The sequence below is a fragment of the Paracoccus everestensis genome, from assembly GCF_021491915.1.
GTDB classification, from domain to species: domain Bacteria; phylum Pseudomonadota; class Alphaproteobacteria; order Rhodobacterales; family Rhodobacteraceae; genus Paracoccus; species Paracoccus everestensis.
Genome location: NZ_CP090836.1, coordinates 2627231 through 2645746, shown reverse-complemented (window position 1 = coordinate 2645746; position 18516 = coordinate 2627231). Strand labels below are relative to the sequence as shown.

Annotated in this window: 22 protein-coding genes; 15 read left to right on the top strand and 7 right to left on the bottom strand. The window is 64.5% G+C overall.

The genetic code is table 11. The annotated features are described in order from the left end of the window. Nucleotides 1–10 precede the first annotated feature (10 nt). The 9 genes from LZ585_RS13215 (at nt 11) to LZ585_RS13175 (ending at nt 5795) form a co-directional block, all read left to right on the top strand. Complete coding sequence (locus LZ585_RS13215; protein ID WP_234853995.1) at nt 11–667, top strand: hypothetical protein; 657 nt, start codon at nt 11–13, stop codon at nt 665–667. Between the two features lie 135 nt (nt 668–802). Continuing rightward, the gene (locus LZ585_RS13210) at nt 803–1417 is read left to right on the top strand and encodes a ribonuclease D (protein WP_234853994.1); all 615 of its coding nucleotides are present in this window, start codon (nt 803–805) and stop codon (nt 1415–1417) included. 56 nt (nt 1418–1473) lie between these two features. Then, entirely contained in the window at nt 1474–2433 is a 960-nt protein-coding gene (locus LZ585_RS13205; protein ID WP_234853993.1) for a KpsF/GutQ family sugar-phosphate isomerase, read from the top strand. Between the two features lie 3 nt (nt 2434–2436). Beyond that, a complete protein-coding gene (locus LZ585_RS13200) occupies nt 2437–3006 on the top strand; it encodes a hypothetical protein (RefSeq protein WP_234853992.1) in 570 nt (189 codons plus the stop codon). 19 nt (nt 3007–3025) lie between these two features. Beyond that, a complete protein-coding gene (gene lptA, locus LZ585_RS13195; RefSeq protein WP_234853991.1) occupies nt 3026–3502 on the top strand; it encodes a lipopolysaccharide transport periplasmic protein LptA in 477 nt (158 codons plus the stop codon). After that, complete coding sequence (gene lptB / locus LZ585_RS13190; RefSeq protein WP_234853990.1) at nt 3502–4251, top strand: LPS export ABC transporter ATP-binding protein; 750 nt, start codon at nt 3502–3504, stop codon at nt 4249–4251. Before lptA ends, lptB begins: the two co-directional genes overlap by 1 nt. A gap of 179 nt (nt 4252–4430) precedes the next feature. Continuing rightward, complete coding sequence (gene hpf, locus LZ585_RS13185; RefSeq protein WP_234853989.1) at nt 4431–5006, top strand: ribosome hibernation-promoting factor, HPF/YfiA family; 576 nt, start codon at nt 4431–4433, stop codon at nt 5004–5006. 76 nt (nt 5007–5082) lie between these two features. Beyond that, nucleotides 5083–5544 carry a PTS sugar transporter subunit IIA gene (locus tag LZ585_RS13180; RefSeq protein WP_234853988.1) on the top strand — a complete coding sequence of 154 codons (462 nt, stop codon included), beginning with the start codon at nt 5083–5085 and terminating at the stop codon, nt 5542–5544. 62 nt (nt 5545–5606) lie between these two features. Continuing rightward, the gene (locus LZ585_RS13175) at nt 5607–5795 is read left to right on the top strand and encodes a hypothetical protein (protein WP_234853987.1); all 189 of its coding nucleotides are present in this window, start codon (nt 5607–5609) and stop codon (nt 5793–5795) included. A 1071-nt stretch (nt 5796–6866) separates the two neighbouring features. Here LZ585_RS13175 and LZ585_RS13170 read toward each other — a convergent pair. Further along, nucleotides 6867–7736 carry a branched-chain amino acid aminotransferase gene (locus LZ585_RS13170; RefSeq protein WP_234853986.1) on the bottom strand — a complete coding sequence of 290 codons (870 nt, stop codon included), beginning with the start codon at nt 7734–7736 and terminating at the stop codon, nt 6867–6869. Between the two features lie 155 nt (nt 7737–7891). Between LZ585_RS13170 and LZ585_RS13165 the strand changes: the two genes are divergently transcribed. The 3 genes from LZ585_RS13165 (at nt 7892) to LZ585_RS13155 (ending at nt 9933) form a co-directional block, all read left to right on the top strand. Next, nucleotides 7892–8404, top strand: a complete 513-nt coding sequence (locus LZ585_RS13165; protein ID WP_234853985.1) for a MarR family winged helix-turn-helix transcriptional regulator — start codon at nt 7892–7894, stop codon at nt 8402–8404. Nucleotides 8405–8413: 9 nt separating this feature from the next. Continuing rightward, the gene (locus tag LZ585_RS13160) at nt 8414–9118 is read left to right on the top strand and encodes a response regulator (protein WP_234853984.1); all 705 of its coding nucleotides are present in this window, start codon (nt 8414–8416) and stop codon (nt 9116–9118) included. 74 nt (nt 9119–9192) lie between these two features. Further along, nucleotides 9193–9933, top strand: a complete 741-nt coding sequence (locus LZ585_RS13155; protein WP_234855838.1) for a uracil-DNA glycosylase — start codon at nt 9193–9195, stop codon at nt 9931–9933. On the opposite strand, the gene LZ585_RS13150 is transcribed toward LZ585_RS13155, so the two are convergent. Further along, nucleotides 9930–10703, bottom strand: coding sequence for a protein-disulfide reductase DsbD domain-containing protein (locus LZ585_RS13150; protein WP_234853983.1), 774 nt, complete (start codon nt 10701–10703; stop codon nt 9930–9932). The genes LZ585_RS13155 and LZ585_RS13150 overlap by 4 nt on opposite strands. Nucleotides 10704–10899: 196 nt before the next feature. Here LZ585_RS13150 and LZ585_RS13145 point away from each other — a divergent pair, with 196 nt between their 5' ends. Continuing rightward, a complete protein-coding gene (locus LZ585_RS13145; RefSeq protein ID WP_234855837.1) occupies nt 10900–11430 on the top strand; it encodes a YqgE/AlgH family protein in 531 nt (176 codons plus the stop codon). Between the two features lie 8 nt (nt 11431–11438). On the opposite strand, the gene msrA is transcribed toward LZ585_RS13145, so the two are convergent. The 3 genes from msrA to LZ585_RS13130 form a co-directional block, all read right to left on the bottom strand. After that, complete coding sequence (gene msrA, locus LZ585_RS13140) at nt 11439–11945, bottom strand: peptide-methionine (S)-S-oxide reductase MsrA (protein ID WP_234853982.1); 507 nt, start codon at nt 11943–11945, stop codon at nt 11439–11441. Beyond that, on the bottom strand, nt 11942–12388 hold the full coding sequence (gene msrB, locus LZ585_RS13135; protein WP_234853981.1) for a peptide-methionine (R)-S-oxide reductase MsrB: 447 nt from the start codon (nt 12386–12388) through the stop codon (nt 11942–11944). The genes msrA and msrB overlap by 4 nt, the downstream gene beginning before the upstream one ends. 62 nt (nt 12389–12450) lie before the next feature. Next, nucleotides 12451–13416 (bottom strand): NAD(P)H-dependent flavin oxidoreductase, encoded by a 966-nt coding sequence (locus tag LZ585_RS13130; RefSeq protein WP_234853980.1) that lies wholly within the window; start codon nt 13414–13416, stop codon nt 12451–12453. Between the two features lie 144 nt (nt 13417–13560). Here LZ585_RS13130 and otsB point away from each other — a divergent pair, with 144 nt between their 5' ends. Together otsB and LZ585_RS13120 are read left to right on the top strand one after the other, a co-directional pair. Beyond that, nucleotides 13561–14307, top strand: coding sequence for a trehalose-phosphatase (gene otsB / locus LZ585_RS13125; RefSeq protein ID WP_234853979.1), 747 nt, complete (start codon nt 13561–13563; stop codon nt 14305–14307). Then, the gene (locus tag LZ585_RS13120; RefSeq protein ID WP_234853978.1) at nt 14307–15662 is read left to right on the top strand and encodes an alpha,alpha-trehalose-phosphate synthase (UDP-forming); all 1356 of its coding nucleotides are present in this window, start codon (nt 14307–14309) and stop codon (nt 15660–15662) included. The genes otsB and LZ585_RS13120 overlap by 1 nt, the downstream gene beginning before the upstream one ends. Nucleotides 15663–15716: 54 nt before the next feature. Here LZ585_RS13120 and LZ585_RS13115 read toward each other — a convergent pair whose 3' ends face one another. Both LZ585_RS13115 and LZ585_RS13110 read right to left on the bottom strand, forming a co-directional pair. Beyond that, nucleotides 15717–16355, bottom strand: coding sequence for a DUF2062 domain-containing protein (locus LZ585_RS13115; RefSeq protein WP_234853977.1), 639 nt, complete (start codon nt 16353–16355; stop codon nt 15717–15719). A gap of 36 nt (nt 16356–16391) precedes the next feature. Next, nucleotides 16392–18506: a RelA/SpoT family protein gene (locus tag LZ585_RS13110; protein WP_234853976.1), complete on the bottom strand. Its 2115-nt coding sequence runs from the start codon at nt 18504–18506 to the stop codon at nt 16392–16394. Nucleotides 18507–18516: the final 10 nt, after the last annotated feature.

The following is an 18516-nucleotide window of genomic DNA, read 5'->3' as shown; positions in this document are numbered from 1 at the left end:
GGAGAAACAGATGAAGCCCATTTACACAGGGGTTGTCGGCGCTGCCTTGCTGGCGATGACGACCGTTGCCGCACAGGCCGATTGCGCCGCCGAGCTGGCAAGCCTGACCGAAGGCGCATCGGCATCCGAAGGGATCGCCAAGGATGGATCGCTTGCGCCGCTGGAAGGCGCGTCCGATGCGGCTGCAGGAACGGATGGTGCAGCCGCCGATGCCGCAGACACGGCGGAAGCAGCGGGCATGAACAGCGCAGCACCGACGGACACCCCGGCCAGCGGCACCGCCGCGACGGATACTGCCGCAACAGGCACAATGGCGACGGACACCGCTGCTTCGGGCACCGCCGCGACTGATACTGCTGCGACGGGCACCTCTGCGACAGGCACTGCCTCAACGGACACTGCCGCAGCGTCGGGCAGCGAGGGGATCGCCAAGGACGGATCCCATGTGCCGCTGGAAGACGCCTCCGGTCAGCAGGCCGGTGTTGCCATGTCGGGCGCCGACGCCCAGGCACAGCAGGAAGGCCAGCCCACTGCCGCCGAACAGGCGACCGGCGCCGCTGGTGATGCCTCGACCCGTGACGCGCATATCCAGGCCGCACGCGACGCGCTTGCAGCGGGCGACGAGGATGCCTGCATGAAGGCCGTGCAGGCGGCCCAGTCATCCTGATGAAAGGGTGGCCGGGGGCGGCGTCCCCGGCTGCCTTGCCGGTTCATCGCCCATCCGGGCGAATAAGACTGGAATGCCGCGCCGCTTTCTGGTGAGAGAGGCGCCATCACAGCCTGGCCCCGGATGGACGACGCGATGAGCATACATCTTTACCCGAACGATCTTCCCGACGACCTGACCCTTGGCCCGGTCGTCGCCATCGACACGGAAGCCATGGGCCTGGATCCCCGGCGCGACCGGCTGTGCCTGGTGCAGCTTTCCCTGGGCGACGGCGATGCGCATCTGGTCCAGATCGAACGCGGTCAGACCGAGGCGCCGAACCTGTGCCGGATGCTGACCGATCCGAAGGTCCTGAAGCTGTTCCATTTCGGGCGTTTCGACATTGCCGCCTTGGAAAACGCCTTTGGCGTGGTGACCGCGCCGGTCTGGTGCACCAAGATCGCCTCAAAGCTGGTGCGGACCTTTACCGACCGGCACGGGCTGAAATACTTGCTCAGCGAATTGGTGAATGTCGATGTCAGCAAGCAGCAGCAGACCAGCGACTGGGGCGCCCCCGACCTGACGGACGCGCAACTGGAATATGCCGCATCGGATGTCTTGCACCTGCACAAGCTGAAGGAAGCGTTGGAAGAACGGCTGCGGCGGGAAAACCGCATGGGCCTGGCGCAGGCCTGCTTCGATTTCCTGCCCGCCCGCGCCCATCTGGATCTGTTGGGCTGGGGGGATGAAAACGACATCTTCCGGCATTAAGTGCGGCAAGGCCGGGGCGCTTCGACCCCGGAGTGCCCGAGGATATTTGCACCAAGATGAAAGCAGGCAGGTTGACGGATTATCTGGACACGGCGCGGCGGGTGATCCTGACCGAGGCGCAGGGACTGGCCGTCCTGGCCGAGGGGCTTAACGGCGATTTCGCCCGCGCCGTCGATCTGATCCTGGGCGCGCAGGGCCGCGTCATCGTGTCCGGCATGGGCAAGTCGGGTCATGTCGGGCGCAAGATCGCGGCGACGTTTGCCTCTACCGGAACGCCCGCGCAATTCGTTCATCCGGCCGAGGCAAGCCATGGCGACCTGGGCATGGTCACGCGGGCCGATGTGGCCCTGGTTCTGTCCAACAGCGGCGAGACACCGGAACTGGCCGACCTGATCGCCCATACCCGCCGGTTCAAGATTCCGCTGATCGGCGTCGCCTCGCGCGCCGAATCGACGCTGCTGCGGCAGGCGGACGTGGCCCTGGTGCTGCCCGCCGCGCCCGAGGCGTGCGGCAGCGGCATCGTGCCTACCACCTCGACCACCATGACCTTGGCGCTTGGCGATGCCCTAGCGGTTGCCCTGATGGAACACAGGCAATTCACGCCCGAACATTTCCGCACCTTCCACCCCGGCGGCAAGCTGGGCGCCCGGCTTGCCAAGGTGGGCGACCTGATGCACCGCGATATGCCCCTGGTTCCCGCCGATGCGCCAATGTCGGACGCGCTGCTGGTGATCAGCCAGAAGGGATACGGCGTGACCGGCGTCACCGATGGGGCGGGGCATCTGGCCGGCATCATCACCGACGGCGATTTGCGTCGTCATATGCAGGGACTGCTGGACCACCGCGCGTCCGAAGTCATGACCCCGAACCCACGCGTGATCGCGCCCGACGCCCTGGCCGAATCCGCCCTGGCGCAGATGCAGGACCGCAAGATCACCTGCCTGTTCGCGGTGGCGGACGGGATGCCGCAAGGGATCCTGCATATCCACGACTGCCTTCGCGCCGGGATCGTTTGACCCATGAACCGGACACGCACCGTCCGCTGGCTGCGCGTGCTGCTGCCGTTGCTGGCCTTGGCGATGCTGTCCACGCTGTTTCTGTTTTCGCGCGGGAGCGACGGCGAATCGCAGATCCCCTATGCCGATGTGGATGCCGAGGCGATGGCCCGCGACCCGCGCCTGGTGGCCCCGGAATATGCGGGCGTGACACCGGACGGCGCCCAACTGACCCTGCGCGCGACCGAGGCCGCGCCCTCTGACGGCGGCGGCAGCGCCCGCGACCTGCGGCTGGACTGGCACCGGCCCGACGGCTTGCGCGCCGACCTGACCGCGCCCCGGGCCGGGCTGTCGGATGGTGCGATCCGGCTGGACGGCGGGGTGCGGATGACGACATCCTCGGGGTGGACGCTGGATGCGGACAGTGTCGAGGCCGCGACCGACCGGTCCCGCATTGCCGCGCGGGATGGCGTGCAGGCGCAGGCCCCCTTTGGCACCTTGACCGCCCAGCGGATGGATCTTGCGCCGGGCGAAGGTCAGGACGCTTCGATCTTGAATTTCTCGGGCGATGTCCGTCTGATATACCGGCCCTGACCCACCAGAAGGACAAGCCATGCTGCGCCCCCTGCTGACAGCCCTGATCCTTGCGGCCGCCCCCGCGGCGGCGCAGAATGTCGCCTTTGGGGGCATCCGCGCCGACATCTCTGCCCCGGTCGAGGTTGCGGCGGACAACCTGTCGGTCAACCAGGCCGACGGCAGTGCGGTATTCACCGGCAATGTCGTGATCGGGCAGGGAGAGATGCGCCTATCCGCCGACAGCGTGACCGTGATCTATGCCGAGGGCGGGCAAAGCCGCATCCGGTCGCTGGATGCCAAGGGCAACGTGACGCTGGTGTCGGGCCAAGACGCGGCCGAGGCCCAGGCCGCGACCTATGACGTGGAATCGGGCAATGTCACGCTGACCGGCGATGTGGTGCTGACCCAGGGGCAGAACGTGCTGACCGGCAACACCATGCAGGTGAACCTGGAATCGGGCACGGCGCAGGTCCAGGGCCGGGTGCGGTCCGTCCTGCAACCAGGCGGCAACTGATGCGGGGTGCGGCGGGGCGAACGGGCGACGGGCTGCGGGTCCGGGGGTTACGCAAGTCTTATCGCAACCGTCCGGTGATCCGCGACGTGTCAGTCGATCTGGCACGCGGAGAGGTCGTGGCCCTGCTGGGTCCGAACGGATCGGGCAAGACCACCTGCTTTTATTGCATCGCGGGGTTGGTGCCGCCCGATGCGGGACAGGTGCTGATCGACGGGCGCGACGCCACGCGCCTGCCGATGTTTCGCCGCGCGCGAATGGGCATCGGCTATCTGCCGCAGGAAATGTCGATCTTTCGCGGGCTGTCGGTCGAACAGAATATCATGGCCGTTCTGGAAGTCGTGCACGAGGATCCCCGCCACCGCCGCGACCGGCTGGAGGAACTGCTGGGCGATTTCTCCATCGAGCATCTGCGCGCTGCGCCCGCGATGGCGCTTTCGGGGGGCGAGCGGCGGCGGGCTGAAATTGCGCGCTGCCTGGCCTCGGACCCCAGTTTCCTGCTGCTGGACGAACCCTTCGCGGGTGTCGATCCCATTGCCGTGGGTGAGATTCGCGGGCTGGTCCACGACCTGAAATCGCGCGGCATTGGCGTGCTGATCACCGATCACAACGTGCGCGAAACGCTGGGCATCGTGGACCGCGCCTATATCCTGCACGACGGGCACGTGCTGATGTCTGGCAGCACCGCGGATATCGTCGCCGATCCCAAGGTGCGCGAAGTCTATCTGGGCGAAGGTTTCCAACTGGTCTGAGGAAGGGGCGCCCACGAAATCATCTCACGGGAACGTGCGCCCCGTTGACAGAACCGATCCGCTGTCACCAGATTGATTCATGCGGGTGCGGCAGGAACCGTATCCCGCCACCCCCGTTTCCGCCCTGTGCCGGCAGACGGGCCGGCGCAGACGGGAACGGGCAACCGAGAGGAAAGACGATGCGCTATACCATCAGCGGAAAACAGATCGACATCGGCGAGGCACTCAGCACGCATGTGAAGACGCAAGTGGGCGAAACCATCGACAAGTATTCGCAGCGTCCTACTGACGCCACAGTGACATTTTCCAAAGATGCCCACCAATTCCTGTGCGATTCCGTGGTTCACCTGTCCACCGGGCTGAACGTGACCGCCCGTGGCGCTGCGACCGAGATCTATGCCGCATTCGAAGCCTGCCGCGAAAAGATGGACAAGCAGCTTCGCCGTTACAAGCGCCGTTTGAAGGATCACCACAAAGACAGGTCGGGGCCGGTTGAATTCGGCCAGGCAGGGACGTATGTGCTGGCCGCTGACGAGGATGAGTGGGAAGCGCAGGACAGTGGCCTGCAACCGATCATCATCGCCGAGATGGAGACCCGTGTCCCGACCCTGTCGGTTGGCGATGCGGTGATGCAGATGGAACTGTCGGGGACGCCGCTTCTGGTGTTCCGCAACGAAAAACACGGGGGCGTCAATGTGGTCCACCGCCGAGACGACGGCAATGTGGGCTGGATCGACCCGCGCGGCAACAGCTGAGGCTGCCGGCGGAACGCCTGAACCGATGCGCCCCTGCCTTTGCGGGGGCGCTTGATCCTTGGGAAAGACGCAAGCCATGCAGTTGACCGAAATCCTCAGACCAGGCGCCGTGCGGTCGCTGGGACAGGTAACGTCGAAAAAGCGCCTGTTCCAGGAATTGGCCGACCTGGCCCATGCCGAATACGGCCTGAACGCGACCGAGGTTCTGGACGCGCTGCAGGAACGCGAAAGCTTGGGACCAACTGGCGTGGGGCAGGGTGTGGCGCTGCCCCATGCGCGGCTGCATGGATTGGATGCGGTCGTGGGCCTGTTCGTGCGCCTGGACAAGCCCCTGGATTTCGACGCGGTGGATCGCCAGCCGGTCGATCTGATCTTTGGCCTGCTTGCCCCCGAAACCAGCGGCGTCGATCACCTCAAGGCGCTTGCTTTGGTGTCCCGCACCCTGCGCGACACAGACCTGCGGGCCAAGCTGCGCGCCAACGATGATCCGGTGGCGCTGCACGCTGTTTTGGCTACCCAAGGCGTCAAGGCCGCATAAAGGTTAGGCTCGGCGGCGATTCGGTCCTATACAAGGCTTCCACCCAAGGAAGGAGGCCGACAATGACCAAGACGATCACTGACCAGCCCCAGGCCAAGGGGGTGGCCCGCCTGCGCGAATTTACGCGCCACGAACGGGAATCGGGCACCCACCCCGCCATCGCAATGCTGCGATCCCGCCCGCAGAGCCGCAGCGAAGAAAACCGCAAGGTCGTCGAATACGCGCGGATCGAGCGCGGGCAGACGGGTTGAGGCCCAGAATCGGGGCCGTCCGGAAAAGGGCGGCCTTTTCTTGGGTCAGGACGCCGCCTGTCGCTAGTCGTCCCGACTGGGACCGTCGATCACCCGTTCCGCAGAAGCGAAATTAGAAACCGATACCAAGTCGTTTGAGGACAAGCCGCTGCTGGCAAGGTCATAGGGACTGTGCAAACGGCCAGCTTCGACTTCGACCTGGGCCGCCTTCGAGATTCCTGGTTCAGTTTCCGGTCTTTCATGAGCGTCTTGCGCAAAAACTGCCTGGGCGGTGATCGAAAGCAGGGATGCGGTGGCGACACATATGAGCAATCTTGACATGACGAACTCCGTTATCCGAGGCGCTGCGCGCACTCGATTGTTCAGGGGGGAAACGCGGTTTTATGCCACCGGCCGTCCATCCAAGGCGGCGGTATGAGATGGCACTAGGAATGCCAACGCCGAAGCCAGACGGCGTGATGGTGCTTATTCAGAAAAGCCTTGCGGACATTCCAAAGCTGCAAAGGCTTTTATTGGTTGCCCATTGCCGGGTCTTTGATCGCAATGTCGCAGTCAAGGACACTTGCGTCCGACAATACGTAGGCAGCCAGCATGCAAATGATCGGTTTGCCACAGGCCAAGCCTGGATCAGGTGCCGATCATCCGCCAAGTTGCCTTGGCTTGCTGGATCAAAGATATGTGGGCTTATTGCTTCTGAAATCCAGCCATTGTAAATTCCTGTTTACAGTTGACCACGCTGCCGAAGTTCTTGCGGTCAAAAAGGTCCATTTAGGTCGCTAGAACGCGGCAAGGAAGTTATATAATAAAGCAACATATGTTTTCAATTCACATAAACGGGATACATTATTTAATTAATACTTTTTCCAGATAAAACATGGAATATAAAAATTATAATTTTCTATAAATGGAAACGCCAAATCGATGATCGCCATGTTGGCCACGATGCCATGGAGGCATGGTTCTTCCATGATATTAATCTTTTGAACTGGTTATTTTAAGTGATGCGCTTCACTCCCCCTGTTATCGGCCATGAAAACGGGCCGCCCCACCGGGGCAGCCCCTTCCTTTTCCTCAAGCCCTGACCAGACGCTCGTAATCTTCGGCCACCTGCCGCGTCGTCTGCCCGACCTGGAAATGCCAGTCGCCGATCTGACCGACCGGCGTCACCTCGGCAGCGGTCCCGGTCAGGAAGCATTCCTGGAAATCCTCCAGTTCCTCGGGACGGATGCGGCGTTCGTGGACCGTGGTGCCGTTGTCCTTCAGCATCTGGATGATCGTCTGGCGCGTGATGCCGTTCAGGAAGCGGTCGGCCTGCGGGGTATGGACCTCTCCGTCGCGGATGAAGAAGATGTTGGCGCCGGTCGCCTCGGCCACATAGCCTTCCCAATCCATGAACAGCGCATCCGAACAGCCCTTTGCCTCGGCCGCGTGCTTGGACATGGTGCAGATCATGTAAAGGCCCGCGGCCTTCGCGGCGGTGGGGATGGTTTCGGGCGACGGGCGCTTCCATTTGGCCACGTCCAGCTTGGCGCCCTGCCATTTGGCGTCGCCGTAATAGCTGCCCCATTCCCAGACGGCGACCGCCATGCGAACCGGATTGCGCGCCGCCGAAACGCCCATGTCGGGGCCGGACCCGCGCCACATCACCGCGCGGACATAAGCGTTGGTCAGCCCGTTGGCCTGCAGCACGGCCTCTTTCGCGGCGTCGATCTGCTCTGCTGAATAGGGCGATTCCATGTCCAGCAGGCGGGCCGATTCGATCAGCCGCAGGGAATGTTCGTGGCCCTTGAAGATCTTGCCGTCATAGCAGCGTTCGCCCTCGAAGACCGAGCTTGCATAATGCAGGGCATGGGTCAGGATATGTACGTTCGCGTCGCGCCAATCGACCAGTTCGCCGTCCATCCAGATCTTGCCGTCGCGATCGTCGTATGCGCCCGTCATTATTCTCTCCAAAATCAGTCCGGGATTTTGCGGATCTTGCGCGGGTCCGCCCGGGATCGGCCCTTTTGTTGCGCGAAGCCCTTGACGCCTAGCAATCGAATCTTGGAAAGTCAACAAGACTGCCCTATCAGTGCGGCATTGGGAAAGGATGGACCATGGTCGAGACGCTTCGCGTTCATACCCTGATGGGCGAGGATCTGCTGTTTCTGACCGATGATCAGATCCGGCGCGGGATCGAGGCGATGTTCTTTGCCTATCGGGCCTTTACCGCCGATCCCGACCTGATCCTGACGGGAATGGACTACGGGCGCGCCCATCACCGGGCGCTGCACTTCATCCACCGCGATCCGGGCCTGACGGTCACCGCGCTGCTGGCGGTGCTGGGGGTGACCAAACAGTCGCTGAACCGCGTCCTGCGCACGTTGATCGAGGATGGGTTGGTCGAAAGCCGCGTGGGCCGGCGCGACCGGCGCGAACGCCACCTGCACCTGACGGCCGAGGGCGCGGCCCTGGAACGCCGCCTGTCCGAGGCGCAGCGGGCGCGGATGCGCCAGGCCTATCGTGCCGCCGGGCCGCAGGCAGTGGCGGGCTTTCGTCAGGTGTTGGAGGCGATGATGGACCCCGAGACGCGGGCGCAGTATCAGTCCATGAAGGATCTTCCCGAATAAAGGCCTGCCATGAGCCAGTCTGATGCCCATCTGCTGATCGTCGACGACGACGAACGCATTCGTGCGCTGCTGGGGCGTTTCCTGCGCAAGAACGGGTTTCTGGTGACGCTGGCGCGCGACGCGGCGCAGGCCCGGCGGCTGCTGGCGGGGCTGGACTTCGACATGATCGTGCTGGACGTGATGATGCCGGGCGAGGATGGATTTGCCCTGACCCGCAGCTTGCGCGAAAGGCTGACCACGCCCATCCTGCTGCTGACCGCGCGGGGCGAGACCGAGGACCGGATCACCGGGCTGGAGGTAGGCGCCGACGACTACCTGCCCAAGCCCTTCGAGCCGCGGGAACTGCTGCTGCGCATCAACGCCATCCTGCGCCGCATCCCCGCGCCCGAGATGCACCAGCCGAAATTCCTGACCCTGGGGGCATTGCGATACGACATCGACAAGGGCGAATTGTGGCAAGGGGAAAGCCACCTGCGCCTGACCGGCACGGAACAGGCGCTGCTGCGGCGCCTTGCCGCCAGCCGGGGCGAACCTGTCAGCCGCGCCGACCTGATCGACGACCTGGGCCGAGGCCCCGGCGACGAGGCCGAGAATTCCGAACGCGCCATCGACGTGCAGATCACCCGGTTGCGCCGCAAGATCGAACCCGATCCCAAGGAACCGCGATTCCTGCAAACCGTGCGCGGCACCGGCTATATGCTGGTGGTGGACTAGTGGACCGGGTGATCTGGCAGGGGGCCGAACTGGACGGGGAAACCGCGCTTGCCTTGCTGGAATGGCAGGTGGAAATGGGCGTGGACGAACCCATGCTGGACGCCCCGCTAGACCGCTTCGACCTGGCGGCCCCACCGGCGCCTGTTCAGCCGCAGATCCCCTTGGTCCCCCCTTTGGCGCCCGCCCTGTCCCTCACGTCCGAGGATGACGACCTGCCGGCCCGCGTGTCCCAGGCCGAGGCTTTGGCGGCCGCTTGCGACACGCTGGACGCCCTGGCTGCCGCGCAGGAACGCTTTGACGGGATCGAGCTGAAGAAAGGCGCGCGGAATTTCTGCTTTGCCGACGGCAATCCGGCAGCCCGCGTCCTGATTCTGGGCGAGGCGCCGGGAGACGAGGAGGACCGTCAGGGCCGTCCCTTTGTCGGTCGCGCGGGGCAGATGCTGGATCGGATGGTCGGGGCCATCGGATTGTCGCGCCAGGCGACGGATGCGGAAAAGGCGATCTATATCACCAACGTCCTGACCTGGCGTCCGCCCGGCAACCGCGACCCCCGCCCGGACGAGATTGCCGTCAGCCTGCCGTTCCTGCGCCGCCATATCGACCTGGCCGCGCCCGATCTGATCGTGCTGATGGGCAACATCGCCTGCGACGCAGGCCTGGGCCGGCGCGGCATCCTGCGCCTGCGCGGTCACTGGGACCAGGCGTTCGGCCGTCCCGCGCTGCCCATGACCCACCCGGCCTATCTGTTGCGCAATCCCCCTGCCAAACGGGAAGCCTGGGCCGACCTGTTGTCGCTGTCGGCGCGGCTGGACTAGCCCGCGCAGCCCCGCATCTCGACCGCGCCGTCGTCGTTCACCAAGGTGAACACCAGCCGGTTCCGTGGCAGGTCGAAAGGGGCGGCCTGGGGCGGGACGAAATCGGCGGTCAGCGTCGTGACGCCCCCGTCCGTGCGCAATTCCGTTCCTGAAGCCCAGACTTCGGGATCTGTCAGTTCCATTGCCGCCAGGGCGACAGGGCCGGGCACGGTGGCAGTGACGCGCATCCCGTCGTCGATCGGTTCCAGCGTGCAGGCGGGGTGGCCGGGGTCGGGCCGGGGCACCCGGTCCATGGCCGACTGGATCACGGGGTCGGGGGTGGCGGTCGCCGCATCCCCTCTCAGAACGACATGGGCGGGAACGCAGATATCCTTGCACAGCCCGAAATCCACGGTGACCGCCAGATCGACGGCCTGGCCGGGATCGGCGGGACGCGCGGTAAAGGGCAGGACCAGCCGGTCGTGATAGCCAAGCGCCACGCCCTCGCCGGACGGGACGGCCTGGGGCGCAGGCCAGTGCAGGACCAGTTCGCCCAGGTTGCCCGATCTCGACCAGTCGAAGACCGGGGGCAGCCCGCTGTCGCCGGGATTGCGCCAATAGGTCTTCCAGCCGGGGTCCAGCCGGAACTCGATGGCCCCGATGCGGCTTCCATCTGACTGGGTCCATCCCGGCAGGATGCGCACGCTGGTCAAGCCGGGGGCCGGGCTTTCGGCGGCCAGGGGCAATGCGGCCAGGCACAGGCAGGAAAGGGTCAAGGCAGAACGGATCATGGCCCAAGCAGTAGCGGTTGGCGGGCCCCGGATGAAGTCACAATTCTGCGCAGGCCTTGCAACAAGACCCGCCAAAGCCGATTTTGGAAGGGAAGGAGAACAGATGAGCAGTCCCGACATTCACGGCAACCAGTCCGGCGGCACCCCTTCTGGCAGCGCGGACCATTCCAACCTGACCGGCAAGATCCTGATCGCCATGCCGGGCATGGCCGATCCGCGCTTTGAACGGTCGGTCGTTCTGATCTGCGCGCATACCGACGAGGGTGCGATGGGTCTGGTCCTCAACCGCCCGCTGCCCGAAATCGATTTTGGCGATCTTCTGGAACAGCTTGGCATCTCTACCGACGCCTCGGCCCGGCGGATCGAGGTGCGGTTCGGCGGCCCGGTGGAACCGGGACGCGGCTTCGTGCTGCACAACGTCCCCGAACATGGCGACGACCCGGAAGGGCGGCTGCGCATCGGCCGGACGCTGGCGATGACCACCACCCGCGACATTCTGGAGGATCTGGCAAATGGCCAAGGCCCGGATTCGGCGGTGCTGGCGCTTGGCTATGCCGGGTGGGGTCCGGGACAGCTTGAAGACGAGATGCTGCAAAACGGCTGGCTGACGGGCGACGGCGCCGATGAACTGATCTTCAGCGCCGCTCATTCCGACAAATGGCAGGCGGCCCTGCGCGCCCAGGGCATCGACCCGTCGCTGCTGTCCGCTGCGGCGGGCCGGGCCTGAGGCACCGCCTATTCGGCGGCGCTTCTGCGGGGCAGCACCCAGTTCGGGCGCGGGAAATGGCAGGTATAGCCGTTCGGGAACCGTTCCAGGTAATCCTGGTGTTCGGGTTCGGCTTCCCAGAAATCCCCCACCGGCTCGACCTCGGTCACGACCCTGCCCGGCCACAGGCCTGACGCGTTGACATCCGCGATGGTGTCTTCGGCTACCTGCTTTTGGTCGTCATCCGTGTAATAGATCGCCGAACGATAGCTGGGACCGATGTCATTGCCCTGCCGGTTCGGCGTGGTCGGATCGTGGATCTGAAAGAACACCTCCAGCAGCTTGCGATAGGTGATGATGCCGGGATCGAAGACGATCTCGATCCCCTCGGCATGGTTGCCGTGGTTGCGATAGGTGGCGTTGGGAATGTCACCGCCGGTATAGCCCACGCGTGTCGTGATGACGCCCGGCAGCCGCCGGACCAGATCCTGCATCCCCCAGAAGCAGCCGCCTGCAAGAACCGCGCGTTCGGTCATTGGCCTGCCTCCTCGACCTGGGGCAGGTATTGTCCGTAACCCTCTGCCTCCATCCGGTCCTTGGGGACGAACCGCAGGGACGCGGAGTTGATGCAGTACCGCAGGCCCCCGGCCTCGCGTGGGCCGTCTGGAAAGACATGGCCCAGATGGCTGTCGCCGTGCTTCGACCGGACCTCGATGCGGACCATTCCGTAGGAAACGTCACGGTGTTCGGTCACGTTGCCCTCGATTGGCTTGGTGAAGGCTGGCCAGCCGCATCCGGAATTGTATTTCGTGGACGACACGAACAGCGGTTCGCCCGAAACGATGTCCACATAAAGGCCGGGTTCGAAATGGTGGTCGTATTCGCCGGTAAAGGCGCGCTCGGTGCCGTTTTCCTGGGTGACGCGGTATTGTTCGGGCGTCAGCCGGGCCACGGCATCGGGGGTCTTCTGATAGGCCATGCTTGTCCTCCGCTGGTCCTTTGTCGTCCCCATATGGGGACGCCGGGATCAGATCGCAAAGGTCAGCCGCAGATTGCGGCGCGGGCTTCGGCATATTCGGCCGCCAGACGGTCGATGCGCGTGGCGGCGGGCACGATGTCGCGCACGGCCCCGATGCCCTGGCCCGATCCCCAGACCTGGCTCCAAGCCTTGGCCTTGGAGGCGTTGCCGCCAAAGTTCATGGCCGACGGATCGGCTCCTTCCAAGGCGTCGGGATCCATTCCTGCCGCGCGGATCGATGGTGCCAGGTAATTCCCGGACACCCCCGTGAACAGCGACGAGGTGACGATATCCATGGCGCCGCTGTCCACGATCATCTGCTTGTAATCGGGGGTCGCATTCGCCTCGGTCGTCGCGATGAAGGGGCTGCCGATATAGGCCAGATCCGCCCCCATGGCCTGGGCCGCCAGCACCGCCCGCCCTGTCGCGATGGCGCCCGACAGCAGCAGCGGTCCGTCAAACCAGTCGCGGATTTCCTGGATCAGGGCAAAGGGCGACTGCGGCCCCGCATGGCCGCCCGCACCCGCCGCCACCGCGATCAGCCCGTCCGCGCCCTTTTCGACGGCCTTTCTGGCAAACACGTTGTTGATCACGTCATGCAGCGCGATCCCGCCGCAATCATGGGCGGCCTGGTTCACCTCGACCCGCGCGCCCAGGGACGTGATCCAGATCGGCACCTTGTGGCGATGGCAAATCTCGATGTCGCGTTCCAGCCGGGCATTGCTGCGATGGACGATCTGGTTCACGGCAAAGGGCGCTGCGGGATGGTCGGGATTGGCTTGGTTGTGGCGGTCCAGTTCCGTGGCGATGCGGGTCAGCCAGGCGTCCAGCAAGGGCTGTTCGCCATCCTTTTCGCGCGCGTTCAGCGCGGGAAAGCTGCCGACGATGCCCGCCTTGCATTGCGCGATCACCAGATCCGGTCCCGAGACGATGAACATGGGCGAGGCCACGACGGGAATGCGCAGGCTGGACAGGATGGGGGGCAGCATGAAATCCTCCGAATTTCGGGCACGATGGCTTGCCGGCTGGCAGCGGGCAACCCTGACGCGACGGAAAAACTCACGCCATGGTGAACCTTATGGCACGGCCGGGGGTTGGATCGTGTCACCCGTTGCAAAGGAGAATGCGCGCCGATGCAGCCGCTTGCCCTGTCCGTCCCCAGCTTGACCGCTGAGACTGCCCTGTTCCTGGATTTCGATGGTTGTCTGGTTGACATCGCCCCCCGTCCGGACGCGGTGGTAATCCCGCCCGGCCTTCCCCAGCGGCTGGCACGCCTGCACAGCGCCCTGGGCGGCGCAGTGGCCTTGGTGTCGGGACGCGACGTTGCCGACCTGCGCGGCTATCTGCCCGACTTTCCGGGTGCCATTGCGGGCAGCCACGGGGCGGAACTGTCGCTGTCGGGGCATTTGATCGAAACCACCCATCAGGTCGAGCTGGACCTGGCCGCGCTGCACCAAGCGGCTGCGGACGCGGTGGCAGCCCATCCCGCGATCCTGGTCGAATACAAGCCGCATGGCGTCGCGTTGCATTACCGCGCCGATCCCGCCCTGCGCCCCGTGGTCGAGGATGTGACGGCCCGACTGGCCGAATCCCATTCGGGCATGATGCTGCAGCCGGCCAAGATGGCGGTGGAACTGCGACCGGCGGGCACCGGCAAGGACGGCGCCCTGGACCGGCTGATGGGCATGGCCCCCTTTGCAGGCCGCGTTCCGGTCTATGCGGGCGACGATCTGACCGATGAGGTGGCGATGGCCCGCGCGCAGGCGCTTGGCGGTCAGGGCATCAAGATCGGCGCGGGCGATACGGTGGCCCGTCATCGGCTGCCCGATCCGACCGCGCTGGCCCATTGGCTGGACGATGCCTTGAAAGGGCTGCGCTGATGCCGCGTCTGGTTGCCGTATCGAACCGCATTCCGCTGGGGGACAATCCGTCCGGCGGGCTTGTGGTGGCCCTGGAAGATGCACTGCGCACATCGGGCGGGCTGTGGGTCGGCTTCTCGGGCGAGACAGTAGACGAGCCTTCCGACGACCTGACCTTTCACGAAGGCGCGCCTTTTGGGCGCGCCTCCTTTGACCTGACACCGCAGGATCACGACGAATACTACCTGGGCTATTCCAATTCCGTCTTGTGGCCGGTCTGCCACGGGCGTGCGGATCTGATGCGGATCCTGCCGGAATATCTGGAAGGCTATCGCCGCGTGAACGAACGCATTGCCCGGCTGCTGGTCCCGCATCTGCGGTCCGACGACCGGATTTGGGTGCAGGATTACCAACTGTTTCCTTTGGCCCAGGAATTGCGCAAGCAAGGGTTCACGGGGCTGATCGGCCATTTCCTGCACATCCCCTTTCCGGGGCCCACCGACTGCGCGACCCTTCCCAACCCGGACGAAGTGTTCGAATGGCTGGCCCATTATGACCTGGCAGGCTTTCAGGCGCAGCGCGACCTGGACCATCTGGCGGCAAGTGCCCGGGCGCTGACCGAGTTCGAGCAGGTGTCGGACAATGAATTCCGCATTGCGGGCCGCAGCATCCGCACCGGCGTCTTTCCCATCGGCATCGACGCCAAGGCCTTCATCACCGAAGCGCAGGCCGCCCGAGAGCAGGACCGGATGCGCACCTTGACCGGGTCGCTGTCGATGATCGGGGTGGACCGGCTGGATTATTCCAAGGGTATCCCGCAAAGGTTCCGGGCGTTCCAGTACCTGCTGGAAAACGACCCTTCGCTGACAGAAAAGGTGATGCTGCTACAGATCGCGCCGCCGACGCGGGAATCCGTCGATGCCTATCAGCAGATCCGCGAGGAAACGGAACATCTGGCGGGCCGCGTCAACGGCCAGTTCGCCACCGTCAACTGGACGCCGATCCGCTTCATCCACCGCCCGATTCCCCGGAACGAGCTTGCGGGCCTTTATCGCCAGTCGCGGATCGGCCTGGTGACGCCCTTGGCCGACGGGATGAACCTGGTGGCAAAGGAATATGTCGCCGCCCAGGATCCCGCCGATCCGGGCGTCCTAATCCTGTCGCGCTTTGCCGGCGCGGCCGAGGCGATGACGGATGCCCTGATCATCAACCCGCATGACCCCGGCGAACTGGCCCAGGCCATGCAGCAAGCCATCACCATGCCGCTGGACGAACGCCGCGAACGCCACGCGGCCTTGCTGCGCGGGGTGGTTGAACAGGATGTCGGCTGGTGGTCGGCCACCTATCTGGAGGCGCTTTCCCAAGCCCGCGCGTAACATTCACCTTGGCAAAATACTTTGGGGGGTTCGGGCTGACTCCCTTATGCCGCGTCAATCGTTCTTGCGGGCCTTGTCCAGGGCACCATGCACCCTGTTGATCCGCGCGGCCATCGCCATCGACTTGCGCCGGTGATAACGGCGCACGATCGGGACCGTCAGATAAAAGGTCACCACTGCCGCGATCCCGCCCAGCACCGCGCCGCCTGCCGCATAGGGCAGGAAAATCTCGTGCCAGAATTCCGACAGCCCGCTCCAACTGGTTGGACCGGGGCCTACGACAGACATGATGTTGTGCCAGGTTTCAGCCGTGGCATGGGCGAATTCGCGAAAGATCACCTGGGGCGACATATCGCCCGGCAGGCCCAGCAGCGTCCGTCCCAATCCCACCGCGGCAAGCGCGATGAAAGGCGTGGTCAGCGGATTTCCCGCGAAGGTGCCTACGAAAGCCGCCAGCACATTCCCCCGGATCGCCAGGGAAACCAGGGCGGCCACGATGAAGTGAAAGCCGTGCAAGGGCGTGAAGGACAGGAACACCCCGGCCGCCAAGCCCCGCGCAATGCGGTGGGGCTGGTCGGGCAGCCGGCGGATACGATGCCAAAGATAGGCAGTGGACCGGCGAAAGCCGCCGCGCGGATAGACCAGTTCGCTGGCCAGTTGTCCGTATGTGCGCGGCTTGCTGCGCTTGAACACGGTTTGTGCTTCCTTATGCCCCAGGCAACGCCCGTGTCACGGCTTCTTTGCTATATCGCGGATACGTGCAACCTGTGCGACATCGCTTTCCGCCTCGAGCGCGGTCAGAAGGTTGTGCAGATGTTCCTGGTCCCGCAACTCGATCTCGACCTCGATGCGATAGAAGTCGGGCTTGCGGTCCTTGAATTCAAGGTTCGAGATATTGGCCCCCTGCGCGCCGATCAGCCCGCAGATGCGGCCCAGGACGCCCGCGTCGTGGCGGATCGTCAGGGACAGCAGCGTCGAATAGGCGGCCGGATGGCGGCCCGCGCGCCACTGCACGTCGACCCAGCGGTCGGGCATATCCTCGTATTCCGCAAGCACGGGGCAGTCGATGGCATGGATCACCACGCCCTTGCCGCGATAGGTGATGCCGACGATGCGTTCACCGGGCAAGGGGCGGCAGCAGGGCGCGCGCTTGAAATCGGCATCCGCCTCGACCCCTGCAAAGGGGCGGGTGCCGTCGATCTCGTCCTGGTGGGCGGCTAGGTCGGGGTACAGAACCTGCAGCACCTCCTTGGCCGAATTTTCCGCGCTGCCGATCCGCGCCAGCAATTCGTCGCCGTCCGCCAGGCCCATCTGCTTGGCCGCAGTCCGCAGCGCCTTGTCCGTGACCTTGCGCCCGACGTGTTCGAAGCTGACGCGCACCAGTTCGCGGCCCAGGCGGATGAAGCGGTCGCGGTCTTCCTCTCGCAAGGATCGGCGGATGGCGGATTTGGCCCGGCCGGTGGCGACGATGTCCAGCCAGGTCGATTGCGGGCGCTGGCCCGATGCCGAGATGATATCGACCGACTGGCCGTTCTTCAGCCGCGTCCACAAGGGCACGCGGATCCCGTCCACCTTGGCACCGACGCAGGAATTGCCCAGCCGCGTATGGATCGCATAGGCAAAGTCGATGGGCGTCGCCCCCTTGGGCAGTTGCAGCACGTCCCCCTTGGGCGAAAAGCAGAACACCTGGTCCTGGTACATTTCCAGCTTGACGGCTTCCAGGAACTCGTTGTGGTCCTCGTCCTCGAACCGGTCTGTCAGGCTGTCGATCCATTCTGCGGGATCGACGGCAAAGGGGTTCTTGGTGCGCGTCCCGTCGCGATAGGCCCAGTGCGCCGCAACGCCGGATTCGGCCACCTCGTGCATTTGGCGGGTGCGGATCTGCACCTCGACCCGCTTGCCGTCGCGGCCCGACACGGTGGTGTGGATCGACCGATAGCCGTTCGATTTCGGCTGGCTGATGTAATCCTTGAACCGCCCCGGAACGGCGCGCCAGCGTTGGTGGATCACGCCAAGCGCGCGATAGCAGTCCATGTCCGACCGGGTAATGATCCGAAAGCCATAGATGTCGGACAGCCGCGAAAAGGCCAGCTGCTTTTCCTGCATCTTGCGCCAGACCGAAAAGGGCTTCTTGGCGCGGCCAAAGACATCGGCCTCGATCCCTTCCTTTTCCAGCACGACGCGGATGTCGGCGGTGATCTGGCCGATGATGTCACCGCTGTCCCTTTGCAGGCTGACAAAGCGGCGGATGATGGAATTGCGCGCCTCGGGGTTGATGACCTTGAAGGCAAGGTCTTCCAGTTCCTCGCGCATCCATTGCATCCCCATGCGCCCGGCCAGGGGCGCGAAGATGTCCATCGTTTCGCGCGCCTTCTTGACCTGCTTTTCGGGGCGCATGGACCGGATGGTGCGCATATTGTGCAGACGGTCGGCCAGCTTGACCAGGATCACGCGCAGATCGCGCGACATGGCCATGAACAGCTTGCGGAAATTCTCGGCCTGCTTGGACTGGGCGGATGACAGTTCCAGATTGGTCAGCTTGGTGACGCCATCGACCAGATCGGCGATCTCGGGGCCGAAAGTGGTGACAAGGTCTTCCTTGGTGGACCGGGTGTCCTCGACCGTGTCGTGCAAAAGGGCGGTTACGATGGTGGCGTCGTCCAGCCGCATTTCCGTCAAGATGGCAGCGACGGCAATGGGATGGGTGAAATAGGGTTCCCCGGAATGGCGGAACTGCCCTTCATGCATCCGCATCCCGTATTCATAGGCGTCGCGGATCAGTGTGGCGTTGCTGCGGGGGTTATAGTTGCGGACAAGCGCGATAAGGTCTTCGACGTCGATCATTCTTTGCCGA